Genomic DNA, 25,337 nt, shown 5'->3' with positions numbered 1-25,337 from the left:
TCCGCCCGCGTCCTTGTCCCGGGGTTCGTCCGGGTCGCGGTGGCCGGACCCCGGCGGGGCCGCTCTGGTGATGCTCACGGGCGAGGTACCTCCGGCATGACAGGACTGGGGCCGTGTGGTGGGGAGCCCCCCATCAGTACGCCGATTCCGGCCGGATCACTCATTCCGGCCGCAACCGACCTCCACGACGCCCCTTCGAGCCTCCTTCCCCGTGCCCGTCCCCGGACCCGAGCACCGCCTCCATCACCGCCCTCGCGATCGGCGCCGCGTCCCCGCCCCCGCTGATGTCGCCTCGGTCCGCCGCCGCGTCCTCGACGACGACCGCGACCGCCACCGCGGGCTCCAGGGAGTCGTCGGCCTGGGCCCAGGAGACGAACCAGGCGTACGGCAGCCCCAGGTTGTCGATGCCGTGCTGGGCGGTCCCGGTCTTGCCGCCGACGGTCGCCCCCGGAATCGCGGCGTTCGCGCCGGTGCCGTCCGTCACCACGTCCGTCATCAGCCGGCGCATCCGTGCCGCCGTCGCCGGGCTCATCGCCTGACGGAGCGTGTGCGGTCCGGTCGACGAGACGGTGGTGCCGTCCAGCCCCTTCCGCCGTTCCACCAGGTAGGGCGACTTGACGGTCCCGCCGTCCGCCACGGCCGCCGAGATCATCGCCATCTGCAGGGGCGTGGCCCGGGTGTTGAACTGGCCGATGGAGGAGAGCGCCAACTGCGGCCTGTCGAGGACGGTGTCGAAGTTGCTGGGCGCGGTCAGGAAGGGGATCCGCAGCTTCTTGTCGTTGAAGCCGAAGTCCGCCGCCGTGCGCGTCATGGCACGCAGGCCCACGTCCACGCCGAGTTTGGCGAAGACCGTGTTGCACGACCACTCGAAGGCGTACCGCAGCGACGCGTCCTCGCAGCCCTCGGTCTCGTTCGTCAGCCAGGTCGTGGTGCCGGGCAGGGTGTACGGGTCGGGGGAGTCGGTCGACTCGTCGACGTCCGTCACCACGCCGGTCTCCAGCGCCGCCGCGGCCGTCACCACCTTGAACGTCGACCCCGGCGGATAGGTCTGCCGGATCGCCCGGTTGAGCATCGGCTTGTCCGCCGCCGCGTTCAGCCGCCGCCACGCGTCCGTCACTGCCGTACCCGTCCCCGACAGCTGCCCGGGGTCGTAGGAGGGCGTCGAGACCAGCGCCAGGATTCTCCCCGTGGACGGCTGGATCGCGGCGACCGCGCCCCGGCGCCGGCCGAGCCCCTGGTAGGCCGCCCGCTGCGCGGCCGGATCGAGGGTGGTGACGACCTGGCCGCCGGGGTTGCGGGCACGCGTGACGTCGTTCCACAGCGGGAACGGGGAGAGCAGTGGATCGGTGCCGGAGAGGATGCCGTCCTCGGTGCTCTCCAGGGACGTCGTGCCGTACACCTGCGAGGCGAAGCCGGTCACGGGCGCGTACAGCGGGCCGTCCGTGTACGTCCGCTCGTAGCGGAGCTGCTCCCCGGTGTCCCGGGAGCCGGTGACCGGCCGCCCGCCGACCAGGATGTCGCCGCGCGGCTGCCCGTATCGGGCGATCGACTGACGGCGGTTGGCCGGGTTGTCGTCGTACGTCCCGCCCCGGACGACCTGGACGCGGGCGGCGTTCACGAGGAGCGCGACGAGCAGCACGGCGCACAGGGCGGCGGCCCTGCGGATGTACTTGGTCATGGTGAGTCCTTCCGGCGGCGGCTCACGGCGCCGCCGTCCCGTCGTACTGACTGCGTGCCGAATCGCTGATCCGGATCAGCAGCGCGACGATGATCCAGTTGGTGACGACCGAGGAGCCGCCCTGGGCGAGGAACGGCATCGCCATGCCGGTCAGCGGGATCAGACCGGTCACCCCGCCGGCGATCACGAAGACCTGGAGCGCCACGATCGAGGCGAGGCCGATCGCGAGGAGCCGCCCGAAGGGGTCGCGCAGGGCGAGGCCGGCCCGGTAGCCGCGCTCCACCAGGAGCGCGTAGAGGAGGAAGATCGCCGAGAGCCCGGAGAGGCCAAGCTCCTCGCCCGCCGTCGCGAGGATGAAGTCCGACTTGGCGGCGAAACCGATCAGGATGGAGTGGCCGAGCCCGAGACCGGTGCCGAACATGCCGCCCGCGGCGAACGCGAAGAGGGACTGGGCGAGTTGGTTGGGCCCGAGCCCCGCGTCGATCGAGGCGAAGGGGTGCAGCCAGTCCTGCACCCGCCCGTGGACGTGCGGTTCCAGCCGGCCCACGGCCATCGCGCCCGCACAGGCGAGCAGGAGACCGACCGCGATCCAGCCGGTGCGGCCGGTGGCGATGTACAGCAGGATCACGAACAGGCCGAAGAACAGCAGCGACGTCCCCAGGTCCCGTTCCAGGACGAGCACCAGCACGCTCAGCAGCCAGACCGTGACGATCGGGCCGAGGACGCGGCCGGTGGGCAGCTGGAGCCGGATGAAGCCGAGGATCGGGCGGCCCGCGTGCGTGAGCGCGTTGCGGTTGGCCGCGAGGTAGCCGGCGAAGAAGACCGCGAGGAGCACCTTCGCGAACTCGCCCGGCTGGATGGAGAATCCGGCGATCCGGATCCAGATCCGGGCGCCGTTCACGGCGGGGAAGAGGATCGGCAGGAGCAGCAGCGCGAGCGCGGTGACGACCGAGACGTAGGTGTAGCGCTGCAGGACACGGTGGTCGCGCAGGAAGAACACGACCACGATGAAGAGCGCGACACCGAGGGTCGACCAGATGAGCTGGATCGGGGCGGCCGGGTCGTCGGGGGTCTCCAGGTCGAGACGGTAGATCAGCACCAGGCCGAGGCCGTTGAGCAGGACGGCGATCGGCAGCAGCAGCGGATCGGCGTACGGCGCCCGCAGCCGCACCGTGACATGCGCGAGGAGCGCCAGCACGCCGAGTCCCGCGCCGTAACCGGCGGCGCCGGGCGGGACGGTGCCGTGCCGGGCGAGTCCGACGGCGCAGTAGCCGTACACGGAGAGCAGGACGGCGACGACGATGAGGGTGAACTCGATGCCGCGGCGCCTGGCGAGACGTGCGGAGGGGACGGGCGGGGGTGGGTCCGCCACCACGGCCGTTCCGGCAGTTCCGGTCGTTCCGGCAGTTCCGGCAGTTCCGGTCGTTCCGTCCGAACCGGGCATTCCGGGCTGAATCATGTCCGGAACGTAGCAAGTGGTGGAGCTGATGTCCCGTTATGTAGTGACGAACGGTCCGTTTCGGTGTACCTCGCGCGGGTTCGTCGCGTGGGGGGAGCGGAGAACTCAGGGACCGTTGTCACCGTCGCGGCTGTTCCCGCCGTTCCCGCTGTTCCCGCCGTCCCGGTCGTTCACCCCGCCCCGCGCGTTCCCTGCGCTCCGCTCGTCGTGTTCATCGTGCTCGTCCCGCTGGTCCCGCGCGTTCTGAGGGAGCGTCAAGGTCGCGAGAGCCCCGCCGTCGGGAGCGTTGGCGAAGACCAGCGGCGCGCCCAGCACCTCCGCCTGACCGAGCGCGATCGTCAGGCCGAGGCCATGGCCCTTGGAACCGCCCTCGGTACGGAACCGCTGCGGGCCGTGCTCCAGCAGGTAGTCCGGATAGCCGTCGCCGTGGTCCCGTACGGTCACCACCGGGCCGTCGACGGTCAGCGCCACCGGCGCCCTGCCGTGCTTGTGCGCGTTGGCCACCAGATTGCCGAGCACCCGCTCCAGGCGGCGCCGGTCGGTCTCCACCCGGGTGTCGCGCACGACATGGATCTCGGTGTCGGTGCCCGACGCCCACACCACCCGTCCGGCCAGCGGAGCCAGGGGCTCCGAATCCAGTTCGAGCCGCTCCCGTCCGGCGTCCAGGCGGGAGATCTCCAGCAGATCCTCGGTGAGCGTGCGCAGTGTGGCGACCCGGTCGCGCACCAGCTCGGTCGGCCGGCCCGGCGGCAGCAGCTCGGCGGCCGCGTGCAGTCCGGTCAGCGGGGTGCGCAGCTCGTGCGCCACGTCCGCGGTGAAGCGCTGCTCGCTCAGCAGTTTGCTCTGCAGCGAGGCCGCCATCGTGTCGAGCGCGCCGGCGACCGCGGCCACCTCGTCCTGGGGACGCGTCGGGCGCTGGGTACGGGGTTCGACGCGCCCGGAGGAGTCGTGGACGGTCCGGGGGTCGTTGACGCGTGCGTCCAGGTCACCGGCGCTGATCCGCCGGGCCACCCGCGCCGTCGCGTGCAGCCGCCGGGTCACCCGGGTCACCGCGAAGGCTCCCACCAGCAGCGTCGCGCCGATCGCCAGCGCCGAGGACCACACGATCGCCCGGTCCAGGGCGTCGATGGCGTGGGCGCCCTGCGCGTAGTCGAACTGCACGGCGAGCGCCCGCCCGCGGCCGGCGGGTCCGGCCGCCCACATGGTGGGGTGCGCGTCCTGGTCCCCGACCATCGTGCCGCGCCGGCCGTCGGTGGCCAGCTCGCGCAGCGCGGCCGGCAGCCCCGGCAGGTCGACACCCGCGCCCGGCGGCAGCCGGTCACCCTCCTCGTACGCCGCCGTCACCTCGGTCAGCCGGTCGAGCGCGCGGCCGCGGGCCTCGCCGACGGTCTGGTTGGTCACCGACACATGTACGAGGACGCCGAGGAGGGCGGCCAGGCCGCAGCACATCACCGCGAGGAAGGCGGTCGCCTTCCAGGTGAGGGTGGCGGTCCAGTGGGGGATGCGGCAGAGGGCCCGCAGGGTGCGCACGGGACGGAAGCGCCGGGCGGGACGCGTACGCCGGGCGGGGCGGAGGTGCCCGGCGGGGCGTGGGTGCCGTCGGAGGCGCGTCATGAGCCGCTCGCCGACGGGGACGGGCCGGAGGTCGTGAACGGCGGTGCGGACGCGGACGGCGGCGGGACGGGCGCGGGGGTGATGGCACGGGTGGGGGAGGGGGTGCCCACCCGGAGGATCTCGTCGCGGGTCGCCAGCATCGCGTTCTGGTGCGCGTCCCAGGTCCACACCGTGCGGAACTCGTAGCCCGGCAGGGTCGAGGGCGAACGGATGATCACCTGGCGGCCCGCGAGCTCGACGCTGACCACACTGTCCGAAGTGCTCATGACCTGCACCAGCCTGTGGTCCAGGAAGGCGTACACGCGGACGGCCAGCTGGTTGTGGGGAAAGCGGATGCCGAGCACCATGTCGTCCTTCCCGTCGCCGGTGAGATCGCGGTAGTACGCCTTCAGGAGCGGGCACTCCTTGCCGAGGGCACCCTTCTTCCCGCAGTCCTCCAGCTGCCGGGCCGTCGCCGCGTGCGAGGCACCCGCGCCGGAGTACTCGTCCGGGTGCGCGGCGACCTCGGCGCGCACCACGTCGAGCGGATTCACCTGGTGGATGTCGTCGCCCGGCGCGGTGACACCCTTGACCGTCTCGGTGTCGGCCTCGCCGTAGTCGAGGGCGGGCGTCGACGCGGGAGGCAGCTCCGGCCAGAGCCTGGCGGGGCCGACGGCGGTGGGCGTCTCACCCGCGGAGCGCAGCGCACCGGAGTCACCGCAGCCGGCCAGGGCCGCCACCAGCGCGGCGGCGAGGGCGGCGAGCGTGAGGCGGCTGGGCCGAGTGGGGGTCACTGCTCTCCTGCGTCCGTGCGGCCTCGGTCCGGGGCCGGGGACGGCACGGTGCGCGAGGCCGGCGTGAAACCGACGGAACCGACGTCCTACACCTTATTCGTACGGAAGTCCTTTTTGTTCGTGAGCGGACGGTCGACCGGACTCCCGCGTTCCGCCCCGCCGGCGCTCCGTGCCTACTCCGCACTACTCCGTACTGCTCCGCCACTTCGCTGGTCCACGCCGCTATTCCGCCAGTTCCTCCAGGAGACGGGCGGTGGGGAGCCCGGCCCGCAGGTACTCCACGAACAGGTCGTTGTGCAGGGCCCACGGCGAGCGGCGGCCCCGGATCAGCCGTATCGCCTCGTCGGAACTGTGCCCCGCGAGGACCAGCGCGTGCGCCACGACGAGCCCCGAGCGGTTGTAGCCGTGGTAGCAGCGGACCAGGACCCGGCGCCCGTCCTCCAGCGCGTCGTCCGCGGCCCGCGCGAGACGGATCACGCCCGCCAGCTGCGTGCCGTCCAGGGGGCCGTCCGGGATCGGCCACACATGGTGCTCGACGCCCGGGTCCGGACCGTGCCCCGGTAGCCGCAGCAGTGTCAGGACCAGGTCGAACTCGTCGTGCACGACGGCGAATTCCGGCTCCCCGGAGCGCCCCGCGAAGGCGTGCCCGCCCATCCACAGGCCGGGCACGATCTCGCTCCACGGGTTCTGCGGAGCGGGTACATCGGGCTGTCTTCTGCGAGTCCGCAACGGCGCCTCCCACAACTCCCCCAACCGCTCCCAAAGGTAACCGGGTTCTTGCCCCTGGAGCACCCCGCCTGTTCCCATGGTCATGGGGTGATGGTGCATGAACGGACTGCGGGTCGTACCGGCCTGGCGCCACGGACAGGAGCGCCTCTACGTGTGCCTGACCGACGGGAGGAACGTCGCCTGGTACGACCGTGACACGGCCCGGGTCAACCTGCTCAGCGAGGACCGGCGCGAGGACGTGCTCGACACGCTCGCCCCGTTCCTCACCGGCCCGGTGACCGTGGGGCCGCCCCCGGTCCCCACCCCGGCGGAGCTGGCCCGCCTCACGCTCCATCCGGACGACGACCTCGCGCCCAACCGGCCGGGCGAGGCACTGGTCGTCGCCCTCGACCGGGATCCGGGGCCGGCCCACCGGCTGCGGCCCGACCCGCGCCGCCGCGCGCTCGCCGCCGAGCAGGCCGTGGGTGACGCCCTCGACCGGATGGAGGGGGCGGGCTGGCACACCGTGCACTCGGTCCCCCTGCCCGGCGGTGACCGCATCCACCACCTGGTCATCGGTCCCGGGGGCCTCTTCTCGGTCCGTGCCCTGTACGCCCGCAAGCAGCGCGTCCTCGTCACCGATCCCCTGGTCACGGTGGGCCGCCGCGAGTCGCGTCCACTGCTCCGGCAGGTACGCGCCGACGCCGGCCGGGCCTCGTACGCGCTGACCGCCGAGGTCCGTCCCGTCCTGGCCCTGGCCGGGGCCGCGGGACTCGACGTCCTCTCGCCGCTCCGTGAGCTGCGCGTGCTGCGGGACACCGAGCTGTCCTCCCTGGGCCGGCTGGGCGGGGTCCTGAAGCCCGCGGACGTGGAGGCGCTGCACGCGATGGCCCGCGACCGGAACACGTGGCTGAGGGTGTGAGGCTCCCGCCGCCCCTCCCGCGCGTCCCGCCCCTCCCGCAACCGCCTGGCGTCGCGGGTTCCTCGCCGGCCCGGTGTCACGGGTGCTCGACGGCCGGTGTCGCGTCCGTACGCCCACTCCGCGCCCTGTGTACGCCCTCCGTACGCCTGCAGTGAGCGACGACAGGTGTCACATCCGCTGGTGTCCCATCCGCGGGTGTCACATCCGTACGTGACGCTCGATGTCCTCCTCGAACTCGGTGAGGGCCTGCGCGGTGAGGGTCGGGCGGGTGTCGGCGACCGCCGCCAGGTAGTCCTCGGTACCGGCCGGCGCGCCCAGGCGGTCGGTGATCTCGCGCTCGAACGCGGCCTGGGCGCCCTTGCGGGCGGCGAACTCGATGTCGGCGGGGGTGAACATCTCACTCGCCGCCACCAGCCGGCGCAGCTCGACCCGGTCGGCGGCGGCCCCGAGATAGCGCCGCCAGATGGCCTCCCGGGCGGCCGGATCGGGCGGTCCCACCGGGATGACGTAGTCGAACCGTCCGGGCCGCAGGAACGCCTGATCCAGTGAACGGACCGAGTTCGTGGCGCAGATCAGCAGCCGCTCGTCGTGGTCGCGGAAGCCGGGGATCAGCTTGAGCAGCTCGTTGGTGACACCGTGGCCGGGATCGACGGCCAGACCGGACCGGGCGCCGGCGATCTCCTCGACCTCGTCGATGAACAGCACCACCGTCTCCAGTTCCGCCAGTTCGGCGAAGGTGTCCCGCAGCGACGCGGCGAGCCCCTCGGTACCCGCCGCCAGCCGGGACGGGAAGAGCTCCACGAACGGCCACTCCAGCCGGGAGGCGACCGCCTTCGCGAAGCTGGTCTTCCCGGTGCCCGGGGGCCCGAAGAGGATGACCGCCTTCGGTGGCGTCACCCCGTACTGGTCGGCCAGCGCGGGCTCGGCCAGCGGCAGCACGATCCGCCGCTCGATGGCGTCCTTCTCCCGTTCCATCCCGGCGAGCGCGCGCCAGAGGCCCTGCGGCTGCAGCCTCCCGCCGAGCTCCGCGAGCAGACCTGCCTCACCCGCACCGAGATGCTCGACCTTCTCGTGGAAGACCAGCCCGGCGCGCGCCCGGTAGCCGGAGTTCTCCAGGGCCGCCGTCCCGGTGGCCCCCGGGGCGAGCAGCGCCCCGATCCGCCGTACGTCCTGGGTCCGCAGCCGCCGTTCGAGCTCGCCGATCAGGGCGCTGCCGATGCCCCGGTCGCGCCACGCGGCGGAGAGTGCCACCAACGTGATCCAGGCCCGTTCGCCCTGGGCCTGTGCCACCGCCATGCCCACCATGTCGTTCCCGGCCACGGCGACCACGGCCGTGCCGCCGCCCCGGGCGGCCGCCATGACCTCGGAGACCGGGAACACGGTGGCGGCGTCGTCCGCCTGCCGGTTCTGGTCCCATATCTGGATCGCCTGGTCGAGATCATCGTCGTGGAAGTCCCGCAGTCGCCACGTCGGCATCATCGCCACCTCGCCGGCAGGCCGCCACCGCCCCTGGTGGCACGCGGCCACATACCCGGCGCTGCCTTTGTCCCGTCCCGCCTTACCCCGCCCCGCGCTGCCTGCCCTTGCCCTGTCCCGGGGTGTCCCGTCCTGCCCGAGTGTTCTGTCGCCGTTCATTGTCCGCGCGGGCCTGATGCACGGCGACCCGAGGTCCGAGGCCCGGCGACGCGGTGGGTCCGGGAGGAGTCCCGAGGGTCTCGGGAGGAGCCACATGAGTCCCGGGAGGAGCCAAGCGGGTCCCGGGAGGAGTCCGTGGGCCGTGCACGGCGTCCGTCGCTCACGGCAAGGCGTGCGCGCGGCCCGGATCCAGCAGCGGTGCCAGCAGATCGCCGTACCGCTCCAGCCGCGGTGCGATGTCCCCGGCGTGGAAGACGAGCCGCTCCGGCTCACCGCAGTCCGCGACCTCGTCCCAGGTGACGGGCGCGGAGACGGTGGGCGTGGTCCGGGCCCGCAGCGTGTACGGCGTCGCCGTGGTCTTGCGCGCGGCGTTCTGGCTGTGGTCGACGAAGACCTTTCCCGGCCGCAGACTCTTCGTCATCCGGTGCGTGACCAGACCCGGCAGCGCGCGCTCGGCCTCGACGGCGAGCTCCTTCGCGTACGCGCTGACGTCCTCGGACGCCACCGGCACCAGCGCCGCCAGCAGATGCAGCCCCTTCGAGCCGGACGTCTTCGCGTACGCCGCGATTCCGTCCGCCGCCAGCCGCTCCCGCAGCCACAGGGCCACCTCGCAGCACTCGACGACCGTCGCGGGGGCGCCGGGGTCCAGGTCGAACACCAGCCGGTCCGCCGCGCCGGGCGCGTCCGCCCGCCACTGCGGTGTGTGGAACTCGGTGACGAGGTTCGCGGCCCACATGAGCGAGGCGAGATCCTGGATCAGGACCATTCGGGCGGGGCCCTCCGTCCGGGGGACCTCGGCGGTCCGGACCCAGGCGGGCGTGCCGGGCGGCACGTTCTTGGTGAAGAAGACCTGGCCGTCCGGTCCGTCGGGATAGCGCAGGAAGGAGACCGGCCGGTCGTGGAGGTGCGCCAGCAGAGGGGCCGCGGTCGTCGCGCAGTAGTGCAGGACCTCGCCCTTCGTGAAGCCGGTCGCCGGGTGGACGACCTTCTCCAGGTTGGTGAGCGCGAGCCGCCGTCCCTCCACCTCGGTGATCGGCGTCATGGGTCGAGCGTCGCACGAAACCGTGGGGGAGGCGCTCGGCGGCCCGCCTGCGGATGTGCTGTCGCGAACACGCGTCTAGCCTGACTTGCAACCGCACCTCGCGAAATCCGTGTCAGCCCCTGGCCCCTCTCCTCTCTCCCCTCACCTCCCCTCTTCCTTTCGTCTCTCGCCTCCCGCCTCTCGAATCCGTGTCAGGAAGGTGCTGCACGTGCGATCCATCTGGAACGGTGCCATCTCCTTCGGGCTGGTCAGCATCCCGATCAAGCTCGTGAACGCGACGGAGAGCCACTCGATCTCCTTCCGCCAGATCCACCTCGACGACGGTGGCCGCATCCGGTACCGGAAGTACTGCGAACTGGAGGACCGCGAGGTCACCACCGGTGAGATCGGCAAGGCGTACGAGGACGGCGACGGCTCGCTGATCCCGGTCACGGACGAGGACCTGGCCTCGCTGCCGATCCCGACCGCCAGGACGATCGAGATCGTGGCCTTCGTGCCGGCCGACCGGATCGACCCGCTCCAGATGGACACGGCCTACTACCTGTCCGCGAACGGCGTCCCCGCCGCCAAGCCCTACATCCTGCTGCGCGAGGCCCTCAAGCGCAGCCGGAAGGTCGCCATCGCGAAGTTCGCGCTGCGTGGACGGGAGCGGCTCGGGATGCTGCGGGTGGTGGACGACGTGATCGCCATGCACGGGCTGCTCTGGCCGGACGAGATCCGCGGTACGGACGAGGTGGCGCCGGACGCGAACGTGACCGTCCGCGACCAGGAACTCGACCTGGCCGACGCCCTCATGGACACCCTCGGCGAGGTCGACCTCGCGGACCTGCACGACGACTACCGCGACGCCGTGGAGGAGCTGATCGCCACCAAGGCTTCCGGCGAACAGGCGCCGGCCGCGCCCGCCGGGGAGAAGGCGGGTGGCAAGGTGCTCGACCTGATGGCCGCCCTGGAGAAGAGCGTGCGCGCGGCCAAGGAGTCCCGGGGCGAGGAGACGGACGGGGCGACGGGCGCGAAGACCGAGGAGCGGACCGGTGGGAAGGCCGAGGAGACCGGCGGGACCGCCGAGGTCACCCCGCTCCCGGCCCGCAGGTCGGCCCGTACGGCACCGAAGGCGGTCGGAGGGAAGAAGTCCACGTCGACCGCGAAGAAGACGGCGGCGAAGAAGACGGCGACGAAGACGGCCACGAAGAAGACCACGGCGAAGCCGTCCTCCGGGACCACCGCCCGGACGGCCACGAAGTCGACGGCCCAGGGGAGCACCAAGGGCGCGGCGAAGAGAACCGCCGCCAAGAAGAACACCGCGACCGCGAAGAAGACGACCCCGCGCAAACGGGCCTCGGCCTGAGACACGACAGAACCGCGTACGGACCGGTAGACCTGCCCGTACGCCCGTACGCCCGCGGCCGATGTGCCGGCCGGCCGGTCAACCCGTCCGGCGAAACGCCAGCACCGCGTTGTGACCGCCGAACCCGAACGAGTTGCTGAGGGCGAGGTCGCCGAAGGTGGGCAGCGGGCGGGGGCTCTTGGTCACCACGTCCAGGCCGATGGCGTCGTCCTGGACGTCGCAGCCGATGGTGGGCGGGATGAGGCCGTGATGGAGGGTGAGCACCGTGGCGACGGCCTCCACACCGCCCGCGGCCCCCTGGAGATGGCCGAGATGACCCTTGAGCGCGGTGACGGGCACCCGTCCGCCGAACACGGCGCGCAGCGCGCCCGCCTCGGCGAGATCGCCGTCGACGGTGGCGGTGGCGTGCGCGTTGACGTGGACGACGTCGACGACGTGGGCGCCCGCGTCCTGGACGGCCCGGCGCAGCGCCAGTGCCACGCCGCTGCCGGACGGGTCGGGCGCGGCCATGTGGTGGGCGTCCGCGGACAGGCCCCAGCCCGCGGCCTCGCAGTAGACGCGCGCCCCGCGTGCCCGGGCGTGCTCCTCGGCCTCCAGGAGCAGGAACCCGGCGCCCTCGCCGTTCACGAAACCGTCGCGGTCGCCGGCGAACGGCCGGGAGGGGCTGGTGGATCCGATCGGGTGGGCGGACAGCGCGCGCATCGCGGCGAAGGAGGCCATGATCGCCGGGGTGACCACCGCCTCGGCGCCCCCGGCGAGGGCGACGTCGACCCGCCCGTACCGGATGCGGTCGATGGCCTGCCCGACGGCCTCGGTGCCGGAGGCGCACGCGCTGGTCACGGTGCGGGCCTCGCCGGTGATGCGCAGGGCGAGCGACACCTGCGAAGCGGCCTGGGAGGGCACGGTCATCGGCGTGGTCAGCGGGGAGACCGCGCGCGGTCCGCGGTCGCGCAGCCTGCGGTCGCCGCCGACCAGGACGGAGGCGTCGCCGAGGATGGCGCCGACCGAGACGCCGACCCGCTCGGGAGCGAGCCCGCTCTCCGTCGTGCCGGCCGGGTCGAAACCGGCGTCCTGCCAGGCCTCGCGGGCGGCGAGCACCGCGAACTGGGCGGATCGGTTCATCCGCCGGGCCTGCGGCCGGGGCAGCAGTCCGGCGGGGTCCACGGGCACGGTCCCCGCGATCCGCACCGGCAGTCCGGCGAACTCCTCGCCCTCCAACTCCCGTATGCCGCACCGGCCTTCGAGCAGCCCCTGCCACAGTTCACCGACTCCGACACCGAGGGGCGTCACCGCGCCGAGCCCGGTGACGACGACCCGGCGCGGCGCACGGGCCTCGGCGGACCGGCGCGGACGAGGGTGATGGCGTACGACGTGTCCCTGCCGGACGGCCCGCGCGGCCCACTCCCGCACCTCCGCGTCCGAGACCGGTTCCTGGGTCCCGCTGTCCAGATCCGGGTACCACTGGCCCCACCTGCGGGTGCGGGACTCCTCCGCGGCCCCGGGGTCCACGACGCGCAGCGAACCGACGCGGTCTCCGTCCCGGAATTCCACCGTATCGAGATCGGACGAGATGATCTCGGGAATTGCCGTCACGTCCAACCGGCGGCAGCCGACGGTCACTTGATGACCCCGCTCGAATACCGTCTCGTGATCCCTCCCGCCGAGCGGCGGCCGCAATGTCAGTCGAATGGTGTGCGGAGTCTCGGGCGACGTGTGCGTCACCGCGTACCAGGTGTTCTCCCGCACGTCCTGATCCGAGAGGGCGAGAAGATCACCGGGAATCACTTCGGCGACGGTGACGGTGTGGGGCCGGGTGACGGCGTGGGGCTGTACGGGAACGTCGGACGAATAGCGCATATGAGCGATTGCTTTCTTCGGGGCCTTCCGTCATCAACTGTCGGCGAAGAAGTGCGAATTGCCTAGATGCCTGCACCATTTATGTGAGCGACACCGCCGAAAGCACGGACCGGAATTCCCTCGCGATGACCGCCGAACCGGCCGGCCGCCTCCCTCGTCGACAGCCAACTACCCCTGAAAGAAAGGCACTCGGTCCCGCACGCGTGAGGCGGGCGCGGAGGCGGCGGGGCGACGGACGGCGAGCACCGGCCTCCCCACCGACACCGCCCACTCCCTCCCGCGCGCCGGTCCCGGACCGGCGGCCGGGGCAGGGACCGGCGTGCAGGGCACTTCCGAGCCGGTGCTCACCCTTGACAGAAGAACTCGTGGGCCATGTCGAGCATGGCGCGTGCCGCGGCACCCGGCGGCCGCTCGGACGGAGCGGCCAGGGAGAACTGCCATTCCAGGTCGGCGTCGTCGACGGTCAGGGTGGCGACGTCCTGTCCCTTGCCGAGGGCGACCCGCGGCAGCAGCGCCACGCCCAGGCCGTTACGGACGTAGGCCACGCCGGTGGTCAGGTCGGTGATCTCGATGACGACGTGATGGGGGACGGAGGCGGTGGCGAAGGCCCGGTCGGCAACGGTCCGGTTGCTGTAGCCCGCGGGGAAGTCGACGAAGTCCAGGTCCGCCAGTTCGGTGAGCGACACGGAGCGGCGGTTCGCGAGCGGATGGGCGGCCGGCACGACGAGGTCGAGCACCGAGGTGGCCAGGGCGGTCAGCGTGACGCCGGTCGGGCGCGGTCCGGGCCCCGAGACGAAGGCGAGGTCGAGCCGCCGTTCGAGGAGGGCGTCGACCAGGCCCTGGGAGCCGGAGGGAGCGGCACTGGTCTGCAGGAACACGCCGGGATGGCGCCGGTGGAATTCACCGAGGAACACGGGAAGGTCGATGACCCCGACCGTGGCTATCGCGCCCAGCCGCAGCGCGCCGCGCAGTCCGCCGCGAACCTCGCCCACCGCGTCCGCTGCCTCCCGTGCGGCGTCGAGAGCGGCATGGGCGCGCGGGAGCAGGGCGGCACCGGCATCGGTGAGGAGCACGCGCTTGGGAGTGCGTTCCAGCAGCGGCGTGCGGAGTTCTCGCTCGAGGTTCTTGATCGTGGTGGAGACCGCGGACTGGACGACGTGCAGCCGTGCGGCGGCACGGGTGAAGTTCGCTTCCTCGGCGACGGCGACGAAGTACTCGAGCTGGCGCAGTTCCACCCTTCGAGTATCCCCCGGCGAGCCCGAGGTATCTCTCGGAGAGATGGCGGCAGTCTCGGACTTTCGTTGGACAGCGCCTGTTGCGTCCAGCGATTCTGTTAGAAGTTCAACTGATACAGGAGGGTGAAAGATGACCTACAAGACGCCACCGACATATCTGGGAAGCGGCGACCCGGTGCGGCAGCGCAAGGACTACTACCCTCCTTGGCTCGACAATCTCGCCGACGATGTGACGCTGGAGGCCGGAGTCTTCAGGGGTACCATCCACGGGGCCGAGGACGTCTTTGCGATTCTGTCCTATGCGCGCACTCTGTACGATTTCCAGGACTTCATCTACATCGGCAAGTACGGAGAGAACGGCTTCGTCGAGGACTACGCGGCGACGGTGGACGGCAAGCCGATCGGCAACATCGCCGTCGTCTACTTCAACGAAGAGGGAAAGACGCAGCATCTGGTGATGAACCACCGTCCGCTGCAGATGCTCAACTACTTCTCCCGCAAGCTGGGCGAACACTTCGCCGGGACGGAGTACGCGAAGTACGTAGCCGACCCGTCGGACGGCGACCGCGACTGAACGTATTCCAGTTCATCTATCTCTGCTGCGATCTGGAGGAAACGTGTCGCGCAATCAGACCATCGTGGACGCTTGCTGGCGAGCATATTCCGGATTCGAGGAGAACGATTCCTCGGACCTGGTGGCCCTCATGTCGCCCGAAGTGATCTTCGACTTCCCCACATCCCTGCCTTACGGCGGGACATTCCATGGGCCTGAAGGCTTTCTCGCCTTCTACCGGGACATCTACGATCACTACTATGAGACCTTCGACTACGACGCGCACACGGTGCTCGACGCGGGGTCGCACGTGGTCGTTCCCGTCAGGGCCAGGGCGAAGGCGAAAAACGGTCGCACCATGGAGAACGAACACTGTCTGCTGTTCACCGTGAGCGACGGCCTGATAGTCAAGGCCCGACTGTACGCGGACACCGCAAAGGGGCGTGACTCGATCGACGGCCTCCAGGTGTTCCCGGCGGCCTCCTGAGCCCCGAACCTGCACGGCGGTCATCGGCGCAGCGCGCGCCCTTGTCCGCCGCCGGGAATTCTCCCGGGGCCGGCCTTGGCGACCCCGAAACGACAGCTCCATCATCCGAACCGGAGTGGTGCGCTGCGGCGAGCGGTCCTGATCGCGAAACTCGGCAGGCCGCACGAACGCAGCACGCTCTCGGGCGCCGACGGGAATGCCGGCGCCGACACCGCTTCTTCCCGATCACCCGCCGAATATTTCGGCGGTGTGAGATGAAAGGTCATTCATGCCTCGGTCCATGCGTGCGCTCGTAGCCGGCAGGGTTGGCGAGCCTGTCGATGTTCTGCGGCTGGAGTCCCGGCCCGTTCCCGTGCCGGAGGCGGGCCAGGCGTTGATCCGTGTGTCGGCGACCCCGGTCCACGCCAGCGATCTGCACGTCCTGCGTGGCCGCTACGGTTTCTCCCCCGAGTTTCCCGCTGTCGGGGGACACATGGAATGCGTGGGCCGTATCGAGGCCCTGGGCCCGGATACGGCGGGACTGGAGGTCGGTGAGCGGGTGGTGGTCGCCGCCGTGCCCGCGGTACCCGGGCCCCCGGTGGCCGGCACCTGGCAGGAATACCTCGTCGCCGACACACGAAGGCTCCTGCCGGTCCCCGACGACCTGAGCGACTCCAGCGCCTGCCAACTCGCCGTCAACCCGTTGACCGCGCTGCTCCTGGTGACGCGTGTACTCGACGTGCGGCCGGGCGAGTGGCTGTTGCAGACGGCGGCGGGTTCCACCGTCGGCCGGCTCGTCGTCCAGCTGTGCCGGCATCTGGGTATTCGCACGATCAATGTTGTGCGACGTCGGGACGCCGTCGAGGAGATCAAGGCGCTCGGTGGTGACGAGGTCATCTGCACCGAGGACGAGGACCTGGTGCGGCGTGTGGCCGAGATCGCGGGGCCGGCGGGCGTGCGCAAGGCCACCGACTGTGTCGCGGGAGTCGTGGGCGCCCAGGTGTCCCAGGCGTTGGCCCCGGGGGGAGAGGTCGTGGTCTACGGCGCCCTGTCCACCCATCGGCAGACCGAACCGGCGGCGCTGACGATCCCGTTGCAAGCCCGCTCCGTGATCTACGAGACCAAAGTGGTCCGTGGCTTCTGGCTGAACCGCTGGTTCGCCACCGCCACACCCGAGGATGCGCTGCGCGCGCTGTCCGAGGTGCGCGCTCTGGTCACCGAGGGCGTCCTGAGCATCCCCGAGGGCCGGCCGTTCCCGCTCGAACGCTTCGCCGAAGCCCTCGCGCTCGCCGAAACGGCCGCACGTGGCGCCAAACCGCTCCTCGTCTTCGAGGACGACCGGACCGAAGGCGACAGGTAGAACGCGGCCCCGCCGGTAACGGTGCTGGTGCTGATGTCGGCGGCGCGGGCGGCGTGGTCGGCGTGGGCGGCTGCGGCGGGAAAAGGACGGCCGCAGCCCGCCCCCCTCAGCCCACCCCGCCCATCTCACGCAGCCGGCACCGCTCGGTCAGCCGGACAGGGGCACGTCGAACGCGTTGTTCCGTTTGAAAGGGCTGGAAGATGACCGACAAGACGAAACCGATGTATCTGGGCAGCGGCGACCCGGCGCGCCGACGCACGGACTACTACCCCCATTGGCTGGACAACCTCGCCGACGACGTGACGATGGAGGGCTCGGTCCTCAACGGGGTCGTGTCCGGGCCCGAGGACGTACGCACGGTGCTGTCCTACGCGCGCACTCTGTACGAGCACCAGGACTTCATCCACATCGGCGAGTACGGAGAGAACGGCTTCGTCGAGGACTACACGTCAACGGTGCGCGGTGAACCGATCGCCAACATCGCCGTCGTGTACAGGAACGCGGAGGGCCAGACACACCATCTGGTCGTGAACCACCGCCCGCTGTCGTCGGTCCTGCTCTTCTCCCGCCTGCTGGGCGAGCACTTCGCCGGGACGCGCTACGCCCAGTACTTCGCCGCCCCGCCGACCGACGCGGACCGCGACTGAAGAAAAACCCTCACACCCACGACCTGACGGCCCCTCACACCTACGGGAACCCCCGCCGCCCCTGCGGCACACCGCCGACGACGCACGCCTCGGAACGGCCGGATACGCCATGCGCCACGCCGCGGCCGCCTTCAGCCAAGGCCCCGATGAGCTGCGCCGTCCCACAAAGCCCCCGTCCACAACGTCCACAGGCAGTGTCACAGGACCGCCCAGGGCGGCCGACATACGGCTGCGCAGAGCCGTAGACACGCGAAGACCCCGGCCTCAGCGTTTCCGCTGGTGACGGGGTCTTTGGGCACCTCATAAGGGGTGCCCCCGGCAGGATTCGAACCTGCGCACACGGCTCCGGAGGCCGTTGCTCTATCCCCTGAGCTACGGGGGCGTGTCGGCCTTGGTGTGTGGCGACGGGTAGAACCCTACCAGCTCTTTCGAGGGGGACTGGCATGGGTTTATGTGGGGGAGGGGCGGTGTGTTGGGGAGGGAGGGAAGGGTGTCGGGGGTGAGGGTGGGGGCGGCTCGGGGGTGTGGGCCGAATGGGTTCAGGGTCCCTGGTGAGGGTTCCGGATGCGGGGCCTGGACGGGGTCGGGAACGGGCCGGAGAGGGTGCGGGAACACGTCCGGGGTGGAAGTGGGGAAAACCCGGACGCGGTGCCGGGCGCGGACCTACTCTCGAGTTGTGTCAGGCGCGTCCGGTCGGGTGCTTGTTGTGGACGACAACAAGGTCATCCGGCAGCTGATCAGGGTCAATCTCGAGCTGGAGGGCATCGAGGTCGTGACCGCGGCCGACGGTGCCGAATGCCTGGACGTGGTGCATCACGTGCGCCCCGATGTGGTCACCCTGGATGTGGTCATGCCCCGTCTCGACGGGTTGCGGACCGCCGCTCGCCTCCGTGCCGATCCGCGCACGCGGAACCTTCCCCTCGCCATCGTCAGCGCCTGCACGCAGTACGAGGTCGAGAGCGGGCTCGATGTGGGCGTCGACGCCTTTCTCGCCAAACCCTTCGAGCCTGCTGAACTCGTGCGGATCGTGAGGCAGTTGATGGAGCGGCGGGGGAGTCGGGGCGGCGAAGGCGGTGGTGACGACGACCGCGGGTCGCCCTTCCAAGGTGCCTTCCAGGGCTCGGACGAGCGCGAGGGCTTCGGCTCGGAAGGGTTCGGTACGGACGGCTTCCGTACGGAGAGGTTCGGTACCGAAAGGCTCGGTGTCGACAGGTTCGACGCTGAGGGGCTCGGGGTCGATGAAGCCGAGCGCGCCGGCCGTTCCGGTCACTGACGACAGTCGTTGATCCGACGCACACCGACCAACCCCGTCACCCATGGACCGCGGACGTCGCGTCACCCCTACGGGCCTACCGGGTCCACCGGGCCTACGGCGCGCAGGCCCGCCGCGCGTCCGCCGTCCGTACCGCCCCGACCCCGTCCACATCCCGGACCGCCGGCCAAACCGACTCGCATACCCACCCCCCTCCTCCCCTACGCTGGTCACGTGACTCCCGTCGAGCTCTCCCGTACCGTGCTGCGCGCGGTGCGTCGTGCTGTGGACGCGGGTGAGCTGAGTGTGGCCGTGCCGATGCGGGCGATGGTGGCGCCGCCGGGGCCCGGTGGGTGTGGGGACTACGCCACGAACATCGCGTTGCAGCTGGCCCGCCCCGCCGGGCGCTCCGCCGTGCAGGTCGCCGAGATCCTCCTGCCCCACCTCGTCGGCACCGACGGTGTCGCCGACGTGGCGATCACCGGGCCCGGGTTTCTCAACATTCGCCTCGGCGGCGCGGACTCGGCCGGCGCATCCCTCGTACGGGAGATCGGGCGCGGTTCCTACGGTCATGGCGACGCCCTCGCCGGACAGGTCGTATCGCTCCGGATTCCGATGCCGTACGACATCCGTGCCGAGGTCGTCGCCGACGCGCTCGTACGGATCATCGCCACCCAGGGTGGCCGGGCCCTCGTACAGCACGCCGAGCCGCCGCACACGGACCTCAACCACACGGGCCCCAACCACACGGGTCCCTCCCACACAGACCTCCCGCCCGGCGGCCCACGGCACGCCGAGGGGGCGCACCCCCTCGCCCCCGCACCGAGCGCCCCCACCACCCCCGTAACCCTCCGCCCCGTTCCCGCGCCCGAAGACCCCGCACCCCTCGGGCCCGACGCCGCCCGCTGGGCCCTGCTGCACCCGGCCGGGCACGACCGGCCCCGGATCGGTGCCGGGCATCTTCTTCAGCGGGAGAGCAACCCGCTCTTCCGCGTCCGGTACGCGCACGCCCGCACCCGGGCTCTCACCCGCAACGCCGCGGCCCTCGGCTTCACCGGCACCCCCGGTGACGTCCCGGGGGCGGACGACCTGCTCGGTGCCCTCGCCGATTACCCCCCTGCCCTGCGCGTCGCCGCGACCCATCGCGCCCCCGACCGCCTCGCCCGGCATCTCGTCACCACCGCCGACGCCTTCCTCGCCCTCCAGCACCTGGTGCTGCCGCTCGGCGACGAGAAACCCTCGGCCGCCCACCGCGCCCGGCTCGCGCTCGCCGAAGCCACCGGGACGGTGCTGGCCGGCGGCCTGTCCCTGCTCGGCATCAGCGCCCCTGACTATCTGTGAGAGAAGAATGAGCCGTTCCGCACACCCCGCCGGGCCCCGTCACGCCGATGTCCTGCCCGAGGGGCACTACAGCGCCCCACCCTCCGACCTCAACGCCCTCGACCCCAAGGTCTGGGCCCACACCGTCACCCGTACCGACGACGGAGTCGTGAGCGTCGGCGGTGTCGAAGTCACCACTCTCGCCGAGGAGTTCGGCACCCCCGCCTACTTCCTCGACGAGTCGGACTTCCGTGCGCGCGCCCGTGCCTGGCGCACCGCCTTCGGGCACGACGCCGACGTCTTCTACGCGGGGAAGGCGTTCCTCTCGCGGGCCGTCGTGCGGTGGCTGTACGAGGAGGGACTGAACCTCGACGTCTGTTCGGGTGGTGAACTGGTCACCGCCCTCTCCGCCGGTATGCCCGCCGACCGCGTCGCCTTCCATGGCAACAACAAGTCCGCCGAGGAGATCACCGCCGCCGTCCGCGCCGGCGTCGGGCGGATCGTCCTCGACTCCTTCCAGGAGATCGTGCGCGTCGCCCACATCGCCCAGTCCCTCGGCACGCGGCAGCGCGTACAGATCCGGGTGACGGTCGGCGTGGAGGCGCACACGCACGAGTTCATCGCCACCGCCCACGAGGACCAGAAGTTCGGCATCGCCCTCGCCGACGGGCAGGCCGCGGAGGCCGTACGCCGCGCGCTCTCCCTCGACGGTCTCGAGCTGGTCGGGATCCACTCGCACATCGGCTCGCAGATCTTCGACATGGCCGGGTTCGAGGTCGCCGCCCGGCGCGTCGTGGCGCTGCTCGCGGCCGTCCGTGACGAGCACGGGATCGAACTGCCGGAGATCGACCTCGGCGGCGGCCTCGGCATCGCGTACACCAGCGACGACGACCCCCGTGAGCCGCACGAGATCGCCAAGGCCCTCAGCGAGATCGTCACCCGGGAGTGCGAGGCCGCGAAGCTGCGGACGCCCCGGATCTCGGTGGAGCCCGGGCGCGCCATCGTCGGGCCCACCGCCTTCACGCTCTACGAGGTCGGCACGATCAAGCCGCTCGAAGGGCTGCGGACGTACGTCTCCGTGGACGGCGGCATGTCCGACAACATCCGCACCGCGCTGTACGACGCCGAGTACAGCGTCGCCCTGGTCTCGCGCACCTCCGACGCCGAGCCCATGCTCGTGCGCGTCGTCGGCAAGCACTGCGAGAGCGGTGACATCGTCGTGAAGGACGCGTTCCTGCCCTCCGACCTGGCTCCCGGCGACCTGATCGCCGTTCCGGCCACCGGCGCCTACTGCCGGTCGATGGCCAGCAACTACAACCACGCGCTGCGGCCGCCGGTCGTCGCGGTCAACGACGGGGAGGCGCGGGTCATCGTCCGGCGCGAGACGGAGGACGACCTGCTCCGGCTCGATGTGGGATGACCCCGCGGCCACCGGCGGGGTCCCGGCGGCCGGAGGAAGATCTCCGGTCCGTCGGCCCGGCAAGAATGAAATAGACATCTCACGATCCGGACAAGGGGCAGAAAGCCCCGTCCGGTGAGTGAGACTGGTCCCACCGTAGACGGTATGAGGAAACGAGGTCGGATGATGCGTACGCGTCCGCTGAAGGTGGCGCTGCTGGGCTGTGGGGTTGTCGGCTCAGAGGTGGCTCGCATCATGACGACGCACGCCGACGACCTCGCCGCGCGCATCGGGGCCCCGGTCGAGCTGACCGGCGTCGCGGTGCGGCGCCCCTCCAGGGTCCGTGAGGGCATCGACCCCGCCCTGGTCACGACGGACGCCACCGCCCTGGTCAAGCGCGGGGACATCGACGTCGTCGTCGAGGTCATCGGGGGCATCGAGCCCGCCCGCTCCCTCATCACGACCGCCTTCGAGCACGGCGCCTCCGTGGTGTCCGCCAACAAGGCGCTGCTCGCCCAGGACGGTGCCGCGCTGCACGCCGCCGCCGAGGAGCACGGCAGGGACCTCTACTACGAGGCCGCCGTCGCCGGTGCCATCCCGCTGATCCGCCCGCTGCGCGAGTCCCTCGCCGGCGACAAGATCAACCGCGTGATGGGCATCGTCAACGGGACCACGAACTTCATCCTCGACAAGATGGACTCCACGGGAGCGGGCTACCAGGAGGCCCTCGACGAGGCCACCGCGCTCGGGTACGCGGAGGCCGACCCGACCGCCGACGTCGAGGGGTTCGACGCCGCCGCCAAGGCCGCCATCCTCGCCGGCATCGCCTTCCACACGCGGGTGCGTCTCGACGACGTCTACCGCGAGGGCATGAACGAGGTCACCTCCGCCGACTTCGCCTCCGCCAAGGCGATGGGCTGCACCATCAAGCTGCTCGCCATCTGCGAGCGGGCCGCGGACGGGGGCTCGGTGACGGCGCGCGTGCACCCGGCGATGATTCCGCTGAGCCACCCGCTCGCCTCCGTGCGCGGCGCGTACAACGCCGTGTTCGTCGAGTCGGACGCCGCCGGTCAGCTCATGTTCTACGGACCGGGTGCCGGCGGCGCCCCGACCGCCTCCGCCGTCCTCGGTGACCTCGTCGCCGTCTGCCGCAACAAGCTCAACGGCGCGACCGGCCCCGGCGACTCCGCGTACACCCAGCTGCCCGTGAGCTCCATGGGCGAGGTCGTCACGCGCTACCACATCAGCCTCGACGTGGCCGACAAACCGGGTGTTCTCGCCCAGGTGGCCACGGTTTTCGCCGAGCACGGCGTCTCGATCGACACGGTTCGCCAGCAGGGCCGGCAGGACGGAGGCGGCGAGGCGTCTCTCGTCGTGGTCACCCACCGTGCGTCCGACGCGTCCCTGAACGGGACCGTCGAGGCGCTGCGCAGCCTCGACACCGTGCGGGGTGTCGCCAGCATCATGCGGGTTGAAGGAGAGTAACCAGCAATGACCCACCAATGGCGCGGAATCATCGAGGAGTACCGGGACCGGCTTCCGGTGTCCGGGAACACGCCGGTCGTGACGCTCCGTGAGGGCGGTACGCCCCTAGTGCCCGCGCAGGTGCTCTCCGAGCGCACGGGCTGCGACGTCCACCTCAAGGTGGAGGGTGCGAATCCGACCGGGTCCTTCAAGGACCGCGGTATGACCATGGCCATCACGCGGGCGAAGGAGGAGGGCGCCAAGGCCGTCATCTGCGCCTCCACCGGCAACACGTCGGCCTCCGCCGCGGCCTACGCGGTGCGGGCCGGGATGGTCTGTGCCGTCCTCGTCCCGCAGGGCAAGATCGCGCTCGGCAAGATGGGGCAGGCCCTCATCCACGGCGCGAAGATCCTCCAGGTCGACGGGAACTTCGACGACTGCCTCACGCTCGCGCGCTCGCTGTCCGACAACTACCCGGTGGCGCTGGTCAATTCGGTCAATCCGGTGCGCATCGAGGGCCAGAAGACCGCGGCCTTCGAGATCGTGGACATGCTCGGCGACGCGCCCGACATCCATGTCCTGCCGGTGGGCAACGCGGGCAACATCACGGCGTACTGGAAGGGCTACACGGAGTACGCCGGAGACGGCATCGCCGCGCGGACCCCGCGCATGTGGGGCTTCCAGGCCTCCGGTTCCGCGCCCATCGTGCGCGGTGAGGTGGTCAAGGACCCCTCGACCATCGCCACCGCGATCCGCATCGGCAACCCGGCCTCGTGGCAGTTCGCGCTGGCCGCGCGGGACGAGTCGGGCGGCTTCATCGACGAGGTGACGGACCGTGAGATCCTCCGCGCCTACCGGCTGTTGGCCGCGCAGGAGGGTGTCTTCGTCGAGCCGGCGTCCGCGGCGTCCGTCGCCGGCCTGCTGAAGGCCGCCGAGCAGGGCAAGGTCGACCCCGGCCAGCGGATCGTCTGCACGGTCACCGGAAACGGGCTCAAGGATCCGGACTGGGCCGTCGCCGGCGCCCCGCAGCCCGTCACCGTCCCGGTGGACGCGGCCACGGCGGCGGAGCGGCTCGGGCTGGCGTAAGGCCGTCCCGCGCCGACCAGCCGCCCCGGGGTAGTCCTGACCGGAGTCCCTGGCCGGAGTCCCCAGGGGTCAGGGGTCCCGGGGGTACTCAGGAGCGCGTAGGGGTGCGTCGGGGGGCCCTCGGCGACGGGTGGAAAGTGCCGGGAAGCGGCGGAAGGTGTCACCCGCCACGACCGGCCCCGGACGTAATCCGGCGGGGGGTGCACAGGGGGCTTACGACACGCATCGTGCGCCTCCTGTGCGCCCTATGTCGCCACAGAACCTTCCTTCGATAAGCTGTACCGAACCCGCCCGCCGCATATGCCGCGGTGCCGCGCCGTCCCTGCGGCCTCCGGGTCTTCTCGCAGGCATCGCAACCCGTCGAAGTTCCTCGCAGCAGTTCACCGCAGTTCCTCGCAGCAGTCACCGCAACAGCTCACCGCAGTTCATCGAGAATCTCGCACATCACGCAGCTCAAGGAGAGTCATCGAGCGATGGCCGGTCCAGCGTTCCGCGCCGCCGCCGTCCGGGTGCGCGTCCCCGCCACCAGCGCCAATCTCGGGCCGGGCTTCGACGCCTTCGGCCTGTCACTGGGGCTGTACGACGACGTGGTCGTCCGGGTGGCCGACTCCGGGCTGCACATCGACATCGCGGGTGAGGGCAGTGAGACCCTGCCGCGCGACGAGAGTCACCTCCTCGTACGCTCCCTGCGCACCGCCTTCGATCTGCTGGGCGGACAGCCGCGCGGCCTGGAGATCGTCTGCGCCAACCGCATTCCGCACGGACGGGGTCTCGGTTCCTCCTCGGCCGCCATCTGCGCCGGAATCGTCGCCGCGCGTGCCGTGACCATAGGCGGCGACAGCAGGCTCGACGACTCCGCGCTGCTGGAACTCGCCACCGAGATCGAGGGGCATCCCGACAATGTCGCGGCCTGCCTGCTCGGTGGTTTCACGCTCTCCTGGATGGAGGCCGGAGCCGCGCGGGCGATCCGGATGGAACCCGCCCATTCCATCGTTCCGGTGGTTTTCGTACCGGGAAAGCCGGTGCTCACCGAGACCGCGCGCGGCCTGCTGCCGCGCACCGTCCCGCACGTCGACGCCGCCACGAACGCGGGCCGCGCCGCACTGCTCGTCGAGGCCCTCACCAGGCGCCCCGAGCTGCTGCTGCCCGCCACCGAAGACCGTCTGCACCAGGAGTACCGCGCCCCGGCGATGCCGGAGAGCGCCGCACTGGTGGAGCGGCTGCGGGCCGACGGCATTCCCGCGGTGATCTCCGGCGCGGGCCCCACGGTCCTCGCGCTCGCCGACGGGGAATCGGCCGACAAAGTCGCTGACCTCGCAGGTCAGGGCTGGGCCGCCAATCGACTGGACCTCGACGCCACGGGGGCGAGCGTGCTGCCTCTCGCGCCGACGGGCGTCCATTAAAAGCGCGCGGTTGCCGGATTTCGAGAGGGGGAATGTTTGTTGGATCCGGTAGTGTTAACCTCAAGTCTGCACCCGACCCCACCATGGCGAGGTGCATCGTGTCCCCGTCCGGGACA

21 protein-coding genes and 1 tRNA gene are annotated in these 25,337 nt (G+C 71.3%); 12 read left to right on the top strand and 10 right to left on the bottom strand.

Annotated elements, in window-relative coordinates; translation table 11 throughout:
• Nucleotides 1–160: 160 nt before the first annotated feature.
• From ABZV34_RS01375 to ABZV34_RS01355, 5 genes are all read right to left on the bottom strand, one after another.
• Nucleotides 161–1,678, bottom strand: a complete 1,518-nt coding sequence (locus ABZV34_RS01375; protein WP_356270297.1) for a penicillin-binding transpeptidase domain-containing protein — start codon at nt 1,676–1,678, stop codon at nt 161–163.
• Between the two features lie 22 nt (nt 1,679–1,700).
• Nucleotides 1,701–3,122 (bottom strand): FtsW/RodA/SpoVE family cell cycle protein, encoded by a 1,422-nt coding sequence (locus tag ABZV34_RS01370; RefSeq protein WP_356270710.1) that lies wholly within the window; start codon nt 3,120–3,122, stop codon nt 1,701–1,703.
• A 120-nt stretch (nt 3,123–3,242) separates the two neighbouring features.
• Nucleotides 3,243–4,586 (bottom strand): HAMP domain-containing sensor histidine kinase, encoded by a 1,344-nt coding sequence (locus ABZV34_RS01365; RefSeq protein ID WP_356270708.1) that lies wholly within the window; start codon nt 4,584–4,586, stop codon nt 3,243–3,245.
• Nucleotides 4,587–4,747: 161 nt separating this feature from the next.
• Nucleotides 4,748–5,524 (bottom strand): hypothetical protein, encoded by a 777-nt coding sequence (locus ABZV34_RS01360; RefSeq protein ID WP_356270295.1) that lies wholly within the window; start codon nt 5,522–5,524, stop codon nt 4,748–4,750.
• A gap of 222 nt (nt 5,525–5,746) precedes the next feature.
• Nucleotides 5,747–6,253 (bottom strand): dual specificity protein phosphatase family protein, encoded by a 507-nt coding sequence (locus ABZV34_RS01355; protein ID WP_356270706.1) that lies wholly within the window; start codon nt 6,251–6,253, stop codon nt 5,747–5,749.
• 97 nt (nt 6,254–6,350) lie between these two features.
• Between ABZV34_RS01355 and ABZV34_RS01350 the strand changes: the two genes are divergently transcribed.
• Nucleotides 6,351–7,154 (top strand): nuclease-related domain-containing protein, encoded by an 804-nt coding sequence (locus tag ABZV34_RS01350; RefSeq protein WP_356270293.1) that lies wholly within the window; start codon nt 6,351–6,353, stop codon nt 7,152–7,154.
• A 198-nt stretch (nt 7,155–7,352) separates the two neighbouring features.
• On the opposite strand, the gene ABZV34_RS01345 is transcribed toward ABZV34_RS01350, so the two are convergent.
• Together ABZV34_RS01345 and ligD are read right to left on the bottom strand one after the other, a co-directional pair.
• Nucleotides 7,353–8,630 (bottom strand): GNAT family N-acetyltransferase, encoded by a 1,278-nt coding sequence (locus ABZV34_RS01345; RefSeq protein WP_356270291.1) that lies wholly within the window; start codon nt 8,628–8,630, stop codon nt 7,353–7,355.
• A gap of 319 nt (nt 8,631–8,949) precedes the next feature.
• Nucleotides 8,950–9,831 (bottom strand): non-homologous end-joining DNA ligase, encoded by an 882-nt coding sequence (gene ligD / locus ABZV34_RS01340; RefSeq protein ID WP_356270290.1) that lies wholly within the window; start codon nt 9,829–9,831, stop codon nt 8,950–8,952.
• Between the two features lie 199 nt (nt 9,832–10,030).
• Between ligD and ABZV34_RS01335 the strand changes: the two genes are divergently transcribed.
• Entirely contained in the window at nt 10,031–11,179 is a 1,149-nt protein-coding gene (locus tag ABZV34_RS01335) for a Ku protein (RefSeq protein WP_356270288.1), read from the top strand.
• Nucleotides 11,180–11,257: 78 nt separating this feature from the next.
• On the opposite strand, the gene ABZV34_RS01330 is transcribed toward ABZV34_RS01335, so the two are convergent.
• Both ABZV34_RS01330 and ABZV34_RS01325 read right to left on the bottom strand, forming a co-directional pair.
• Nucleotides 11,258–13,036 carry a beta-ketoacyl-[acyl-carrier-protein] synthase family protein gene (locus ABZV34_RS01330; protein ID WP_356270286.1) on the bottom strand — a complete coding sequence of 593 codons (1,779 nt, stop codon included), beginning with the start codon at nt 13,034–13,036 and terminating at the stop codon, nt 11,258–11,260.
• A gap of 344 nt (nt 13,037–13,380) precedes the next feature.
• Nucleotides 13,381–14,271, bottom strand: coding sequence for a LysR family transcriptional regulator (locus ABZV34_RS01325; RefSeq protein WP_356270284.1), 891 nt, complete (start codon nt 14,269–14,271; stop codon nt 13,381–13,383).
• Between the two features lie 130 nt (nt 14,272–14,401).
• On the opposite strand from ABZV34_RS01325, the gene ABZV34_RS01320 reads away from it, so the two are divergent.
• The 4 genes from ABZV34_RS01320 (at nt 14,402) to ABZV34_RS01305 (ending at nt 17,297) form a co-directional block, all read left to right on the top strand.
• Nucleotides 14,402–14,845: a hypothetical protein gene (locus ABZV34_RS01320; protein ID WP_356270282.1), complete on the top strand. Its 444-nt coding sequence runs from the start codon at nt 14,402–14,404 to the stop codon at nt 14,843–14,845.
• Between the two features lie 43 nt (nt 14,846–14,888).
• Nucleotides 14,889–15,311 (top strand): nuclear transport factor 2 family protein, encoded by a 423-nt coding sequence (locus tag ABZV34_RS01315; RefSeq protein ID WP_356270280.1) that lies wholly within the window; start codon nt 14,889–14,891, stop codon nt 15,309–15,311.
• 280 nt (nt 15,312–15,591) lie between these two features.
• A complete protein-coding gene (locus ABZV34_RS01310) occupies nt 15,592–16,650 on the top strand; it encodes a zinc-dependent alcohol dehydrogenase family protein (protein WP_356270278.1) in 1,059 nt (352 codons plus the stop codon).
• A gap of 200 nt (nt 16,651–16,850) precedes the next feature.
• A complete protein-coding gene (locus ABZV34_RS01305) occupies nt 16,851–17,297 on the top strand; it encodes a hypothetical protein (protein ID WP_356270276.1) in 447 nt (148 codons plus the stop codon).
• A 310-nt stretch (nt 17,298–17,607) separates the two neighbouring features.
• On the opposite strand, the gene ABZV34_RS01300 is transcribed toward ABZV34_RS01305, so the two are convergent.
• Nucleotides 17,608–17,679, bottom strand: a tRNA-Arg gene (locus ABZV34_RS01300).
• Nucleotides 17,680–17,919: 240 nt separating this feature from the next.
• Here ABZV34_RS01300 and ABZV34_RS01295 point away from each other — a divergent pair.
• From ABZV34_RS01295 to thrB, 6 genes are all read left to right on the top strand, one after another.
• The gene (locus ABZV34_RS01295; RefSeq protein ID WP_356270704.1) at nt 17,920–18,570 is read left to right on the top strand and encodes a response regulator; all 651 of its coding nucleotides are present in this window, start codon (nt 17,920–17,922) and stop codon (nt 18,568–18,570) included.
• 213 nt (nt 18,571–18,783) lie between these two features.
• Nucleotides 18,784–19,890: an ArgS-related anticodon-binding protein NrtL gene (nrtL, locus tag ABZV34_RS01290; protein ID WP_356270274.1), complete on the top strand. Its 1,107-nt coding sequence runs from the start codon at nt 18,784–18,786 to the stop codon at nt 19,888–19,890.
• Nucleotides 19,891–19,897: 7 nt separating this feature from the next.
• Nucleotides 19,898–21,289: a diaminopimelate decarboxylase gene (gene lysA / locus ABZV34_RS01285; RefSeq protein ID WP_356270273.1), complete on the top strand. Its 1,392-nt coding sequence runs from the start codon at nt 19,898–19,900 to the stop codon at nt 21,287–21,289.
• Between the two features lie 165 nt (nt 21,290–21,454).
• Nucleotides 21,455–22,753 carry a homoserine dehydrogenase gene (locus tag ABZV34_RS01280; protein WP_356270702.1) on the top strand — a complete coding sequence of 433 codons (1,299 nt, stop codon included), beginning with the start codon at nt 21,455–21,457 and terminating at the stop codon, nt 22,751–22,753.
• Between the two features lie 6 nt (nt 22,754–22,759).
• Nucleotides 22,760–23,818 carry a threonine synthase gene (thrC, locus tag ABZV34_RS01275; protein ID WP_356270271.1) on the top strand — a complete coding sequence of 353 codons (1,059 nt, stop codon included), beginning with the start codon at nt 22,760–22,762 and terminating at the stop codon, nt 23,816–23,818.
• 473 nt (nt 23,819–24,291) lie between these two features.
• The gene (gene thrB / locus ABZV34_RS01270) at nt 24,292–25,221 is read left to right on the top strand and encodes a homoserine kinase (protein WP_356270269.1); all 930 of its coding nucleotides are present in this window, start codon (nt 24,292–24,294) and stop codon (nt 25,219–25,221) included.
• The last annotated feature ends 116 nt before the right edge of the window (nt 25,222–25,337 follow it).

The sequence above is a fragment of the Streptomyces sp. NPDC005195 genome, from assembly GCF_040608315.1.
Taxonomy (GTDB): Bacteria; Actinomycetota; Actinomycetes; order Streptomycetales; family Streptomycetaceae; genus Streptomyces; species Streptomyces kaempferi.
Note: the sequence above shows the minus strand (reverse complement) of the source record. Positions and strands in the feature narration are given on the sequence as shown.

Excerpts from the sequence above, each read along its gene's own strand:
- ABZV34_RS01375 (WP_356270297.1), bottom strand. The coding sequence starts at position 1,678 with ATGACCAAGTACATCCGCAGGGCCGCCGCCCTGTGCGCCGTGCTGCTC.
- ABZV34_RS01310 (WP_356270278.1), top strand. The coding sequence starts at position 15,592 with ATGCGTGCGCTCGTAGCCGGCAGGGTTGGCGAGCCTGTCGATGTTCTG.
- ABZV34_RS01280 (WP_356270702.1), top strand. The coding sequence starts at position 21,455 with ATGCGTACGCGTCCGCTGAAGGTGGCGCTGCTGGGCTGTGGGGTTGTC.
- ABZV34_RS01345 (WP_356270291.1), bottom strand. The coding sequence starts at position 8,630 with ATGCCGACGTGGCGACTGCGGGACTTCCACGACGATGATCTCGACCAG.
- ABZV34_RS01370 (WP_356270710.1), bottom strand. The coding sequence starts at position 3,122 with ATGCCCGGTTCGGACGGAACGACCGGAACTGCCGGAACTGCCGGAACG.
- thrB (WP_356270269.1), top strand. The coding sequence starts at position 24,292 with ATGGCCGGTCCAGCGTTCCGCGCCGCCGCCGTCCGGGTGCGCGTCCCC.
- thrC (WP_356270271.1), top strand. The coding sequence starts at position 22,760 with ATGACCCACCAATGGCGCGGAATCATCGAGGAGTACCGGGACCGGCTT.
- ABZV34_RS01320 (WP_356270282.1), top strand. The coding sequence starts at position 14,402 with ATGACCTACAAGACGCCACCGACATATCTGGGAAGCGGCGACCCGGTG.
- ABZV34_RS01330 (WP_356270286.1), bottom strand. The coding sequence starts at position 13,036 with ATGCGCTATTCGTCCGACGTTCCCGTACAGCCCCACGCCGTCACCCGG.
- lysA (WP_356270273.1), top strand. The coding sequence starts at position 19,898 with ATGAGCCGTTCCGCACACCCCGCCGGGCCCCGTCACGCCGATGTCCTG.
- ligD (WP_356270290.1), bottom strand. The coding sequence starts at position 9,831 with ATGACGCCGATCACCGAGGTGGAGGGACGGCGGCTCGCGCTCACCAAC.
- ABZV34_RS01365 (WP_356270708.1), bottom strand. The coding sequence starts at position 4,586 with ATGTGCTGCGGCCTGGCCGCCCTCCTCGGCGTCCTCGTACATGTGTCG.
- ABZV34_RS01305 (WP_356270276.1), top strand. The coding sequence starts at position 16,851 with ATGACCGACAAGACGAAACCGATGTATCTGGGCAGCGGCGACCCGGCG.
- ABZV34_RS01350 (WP_356270293.1), top strand. The coding sequence starts at position 6,351 with ATGAACGGACTGCGGGTCGTACCGGCCTGGCGCCACGGACAGGAGCGC.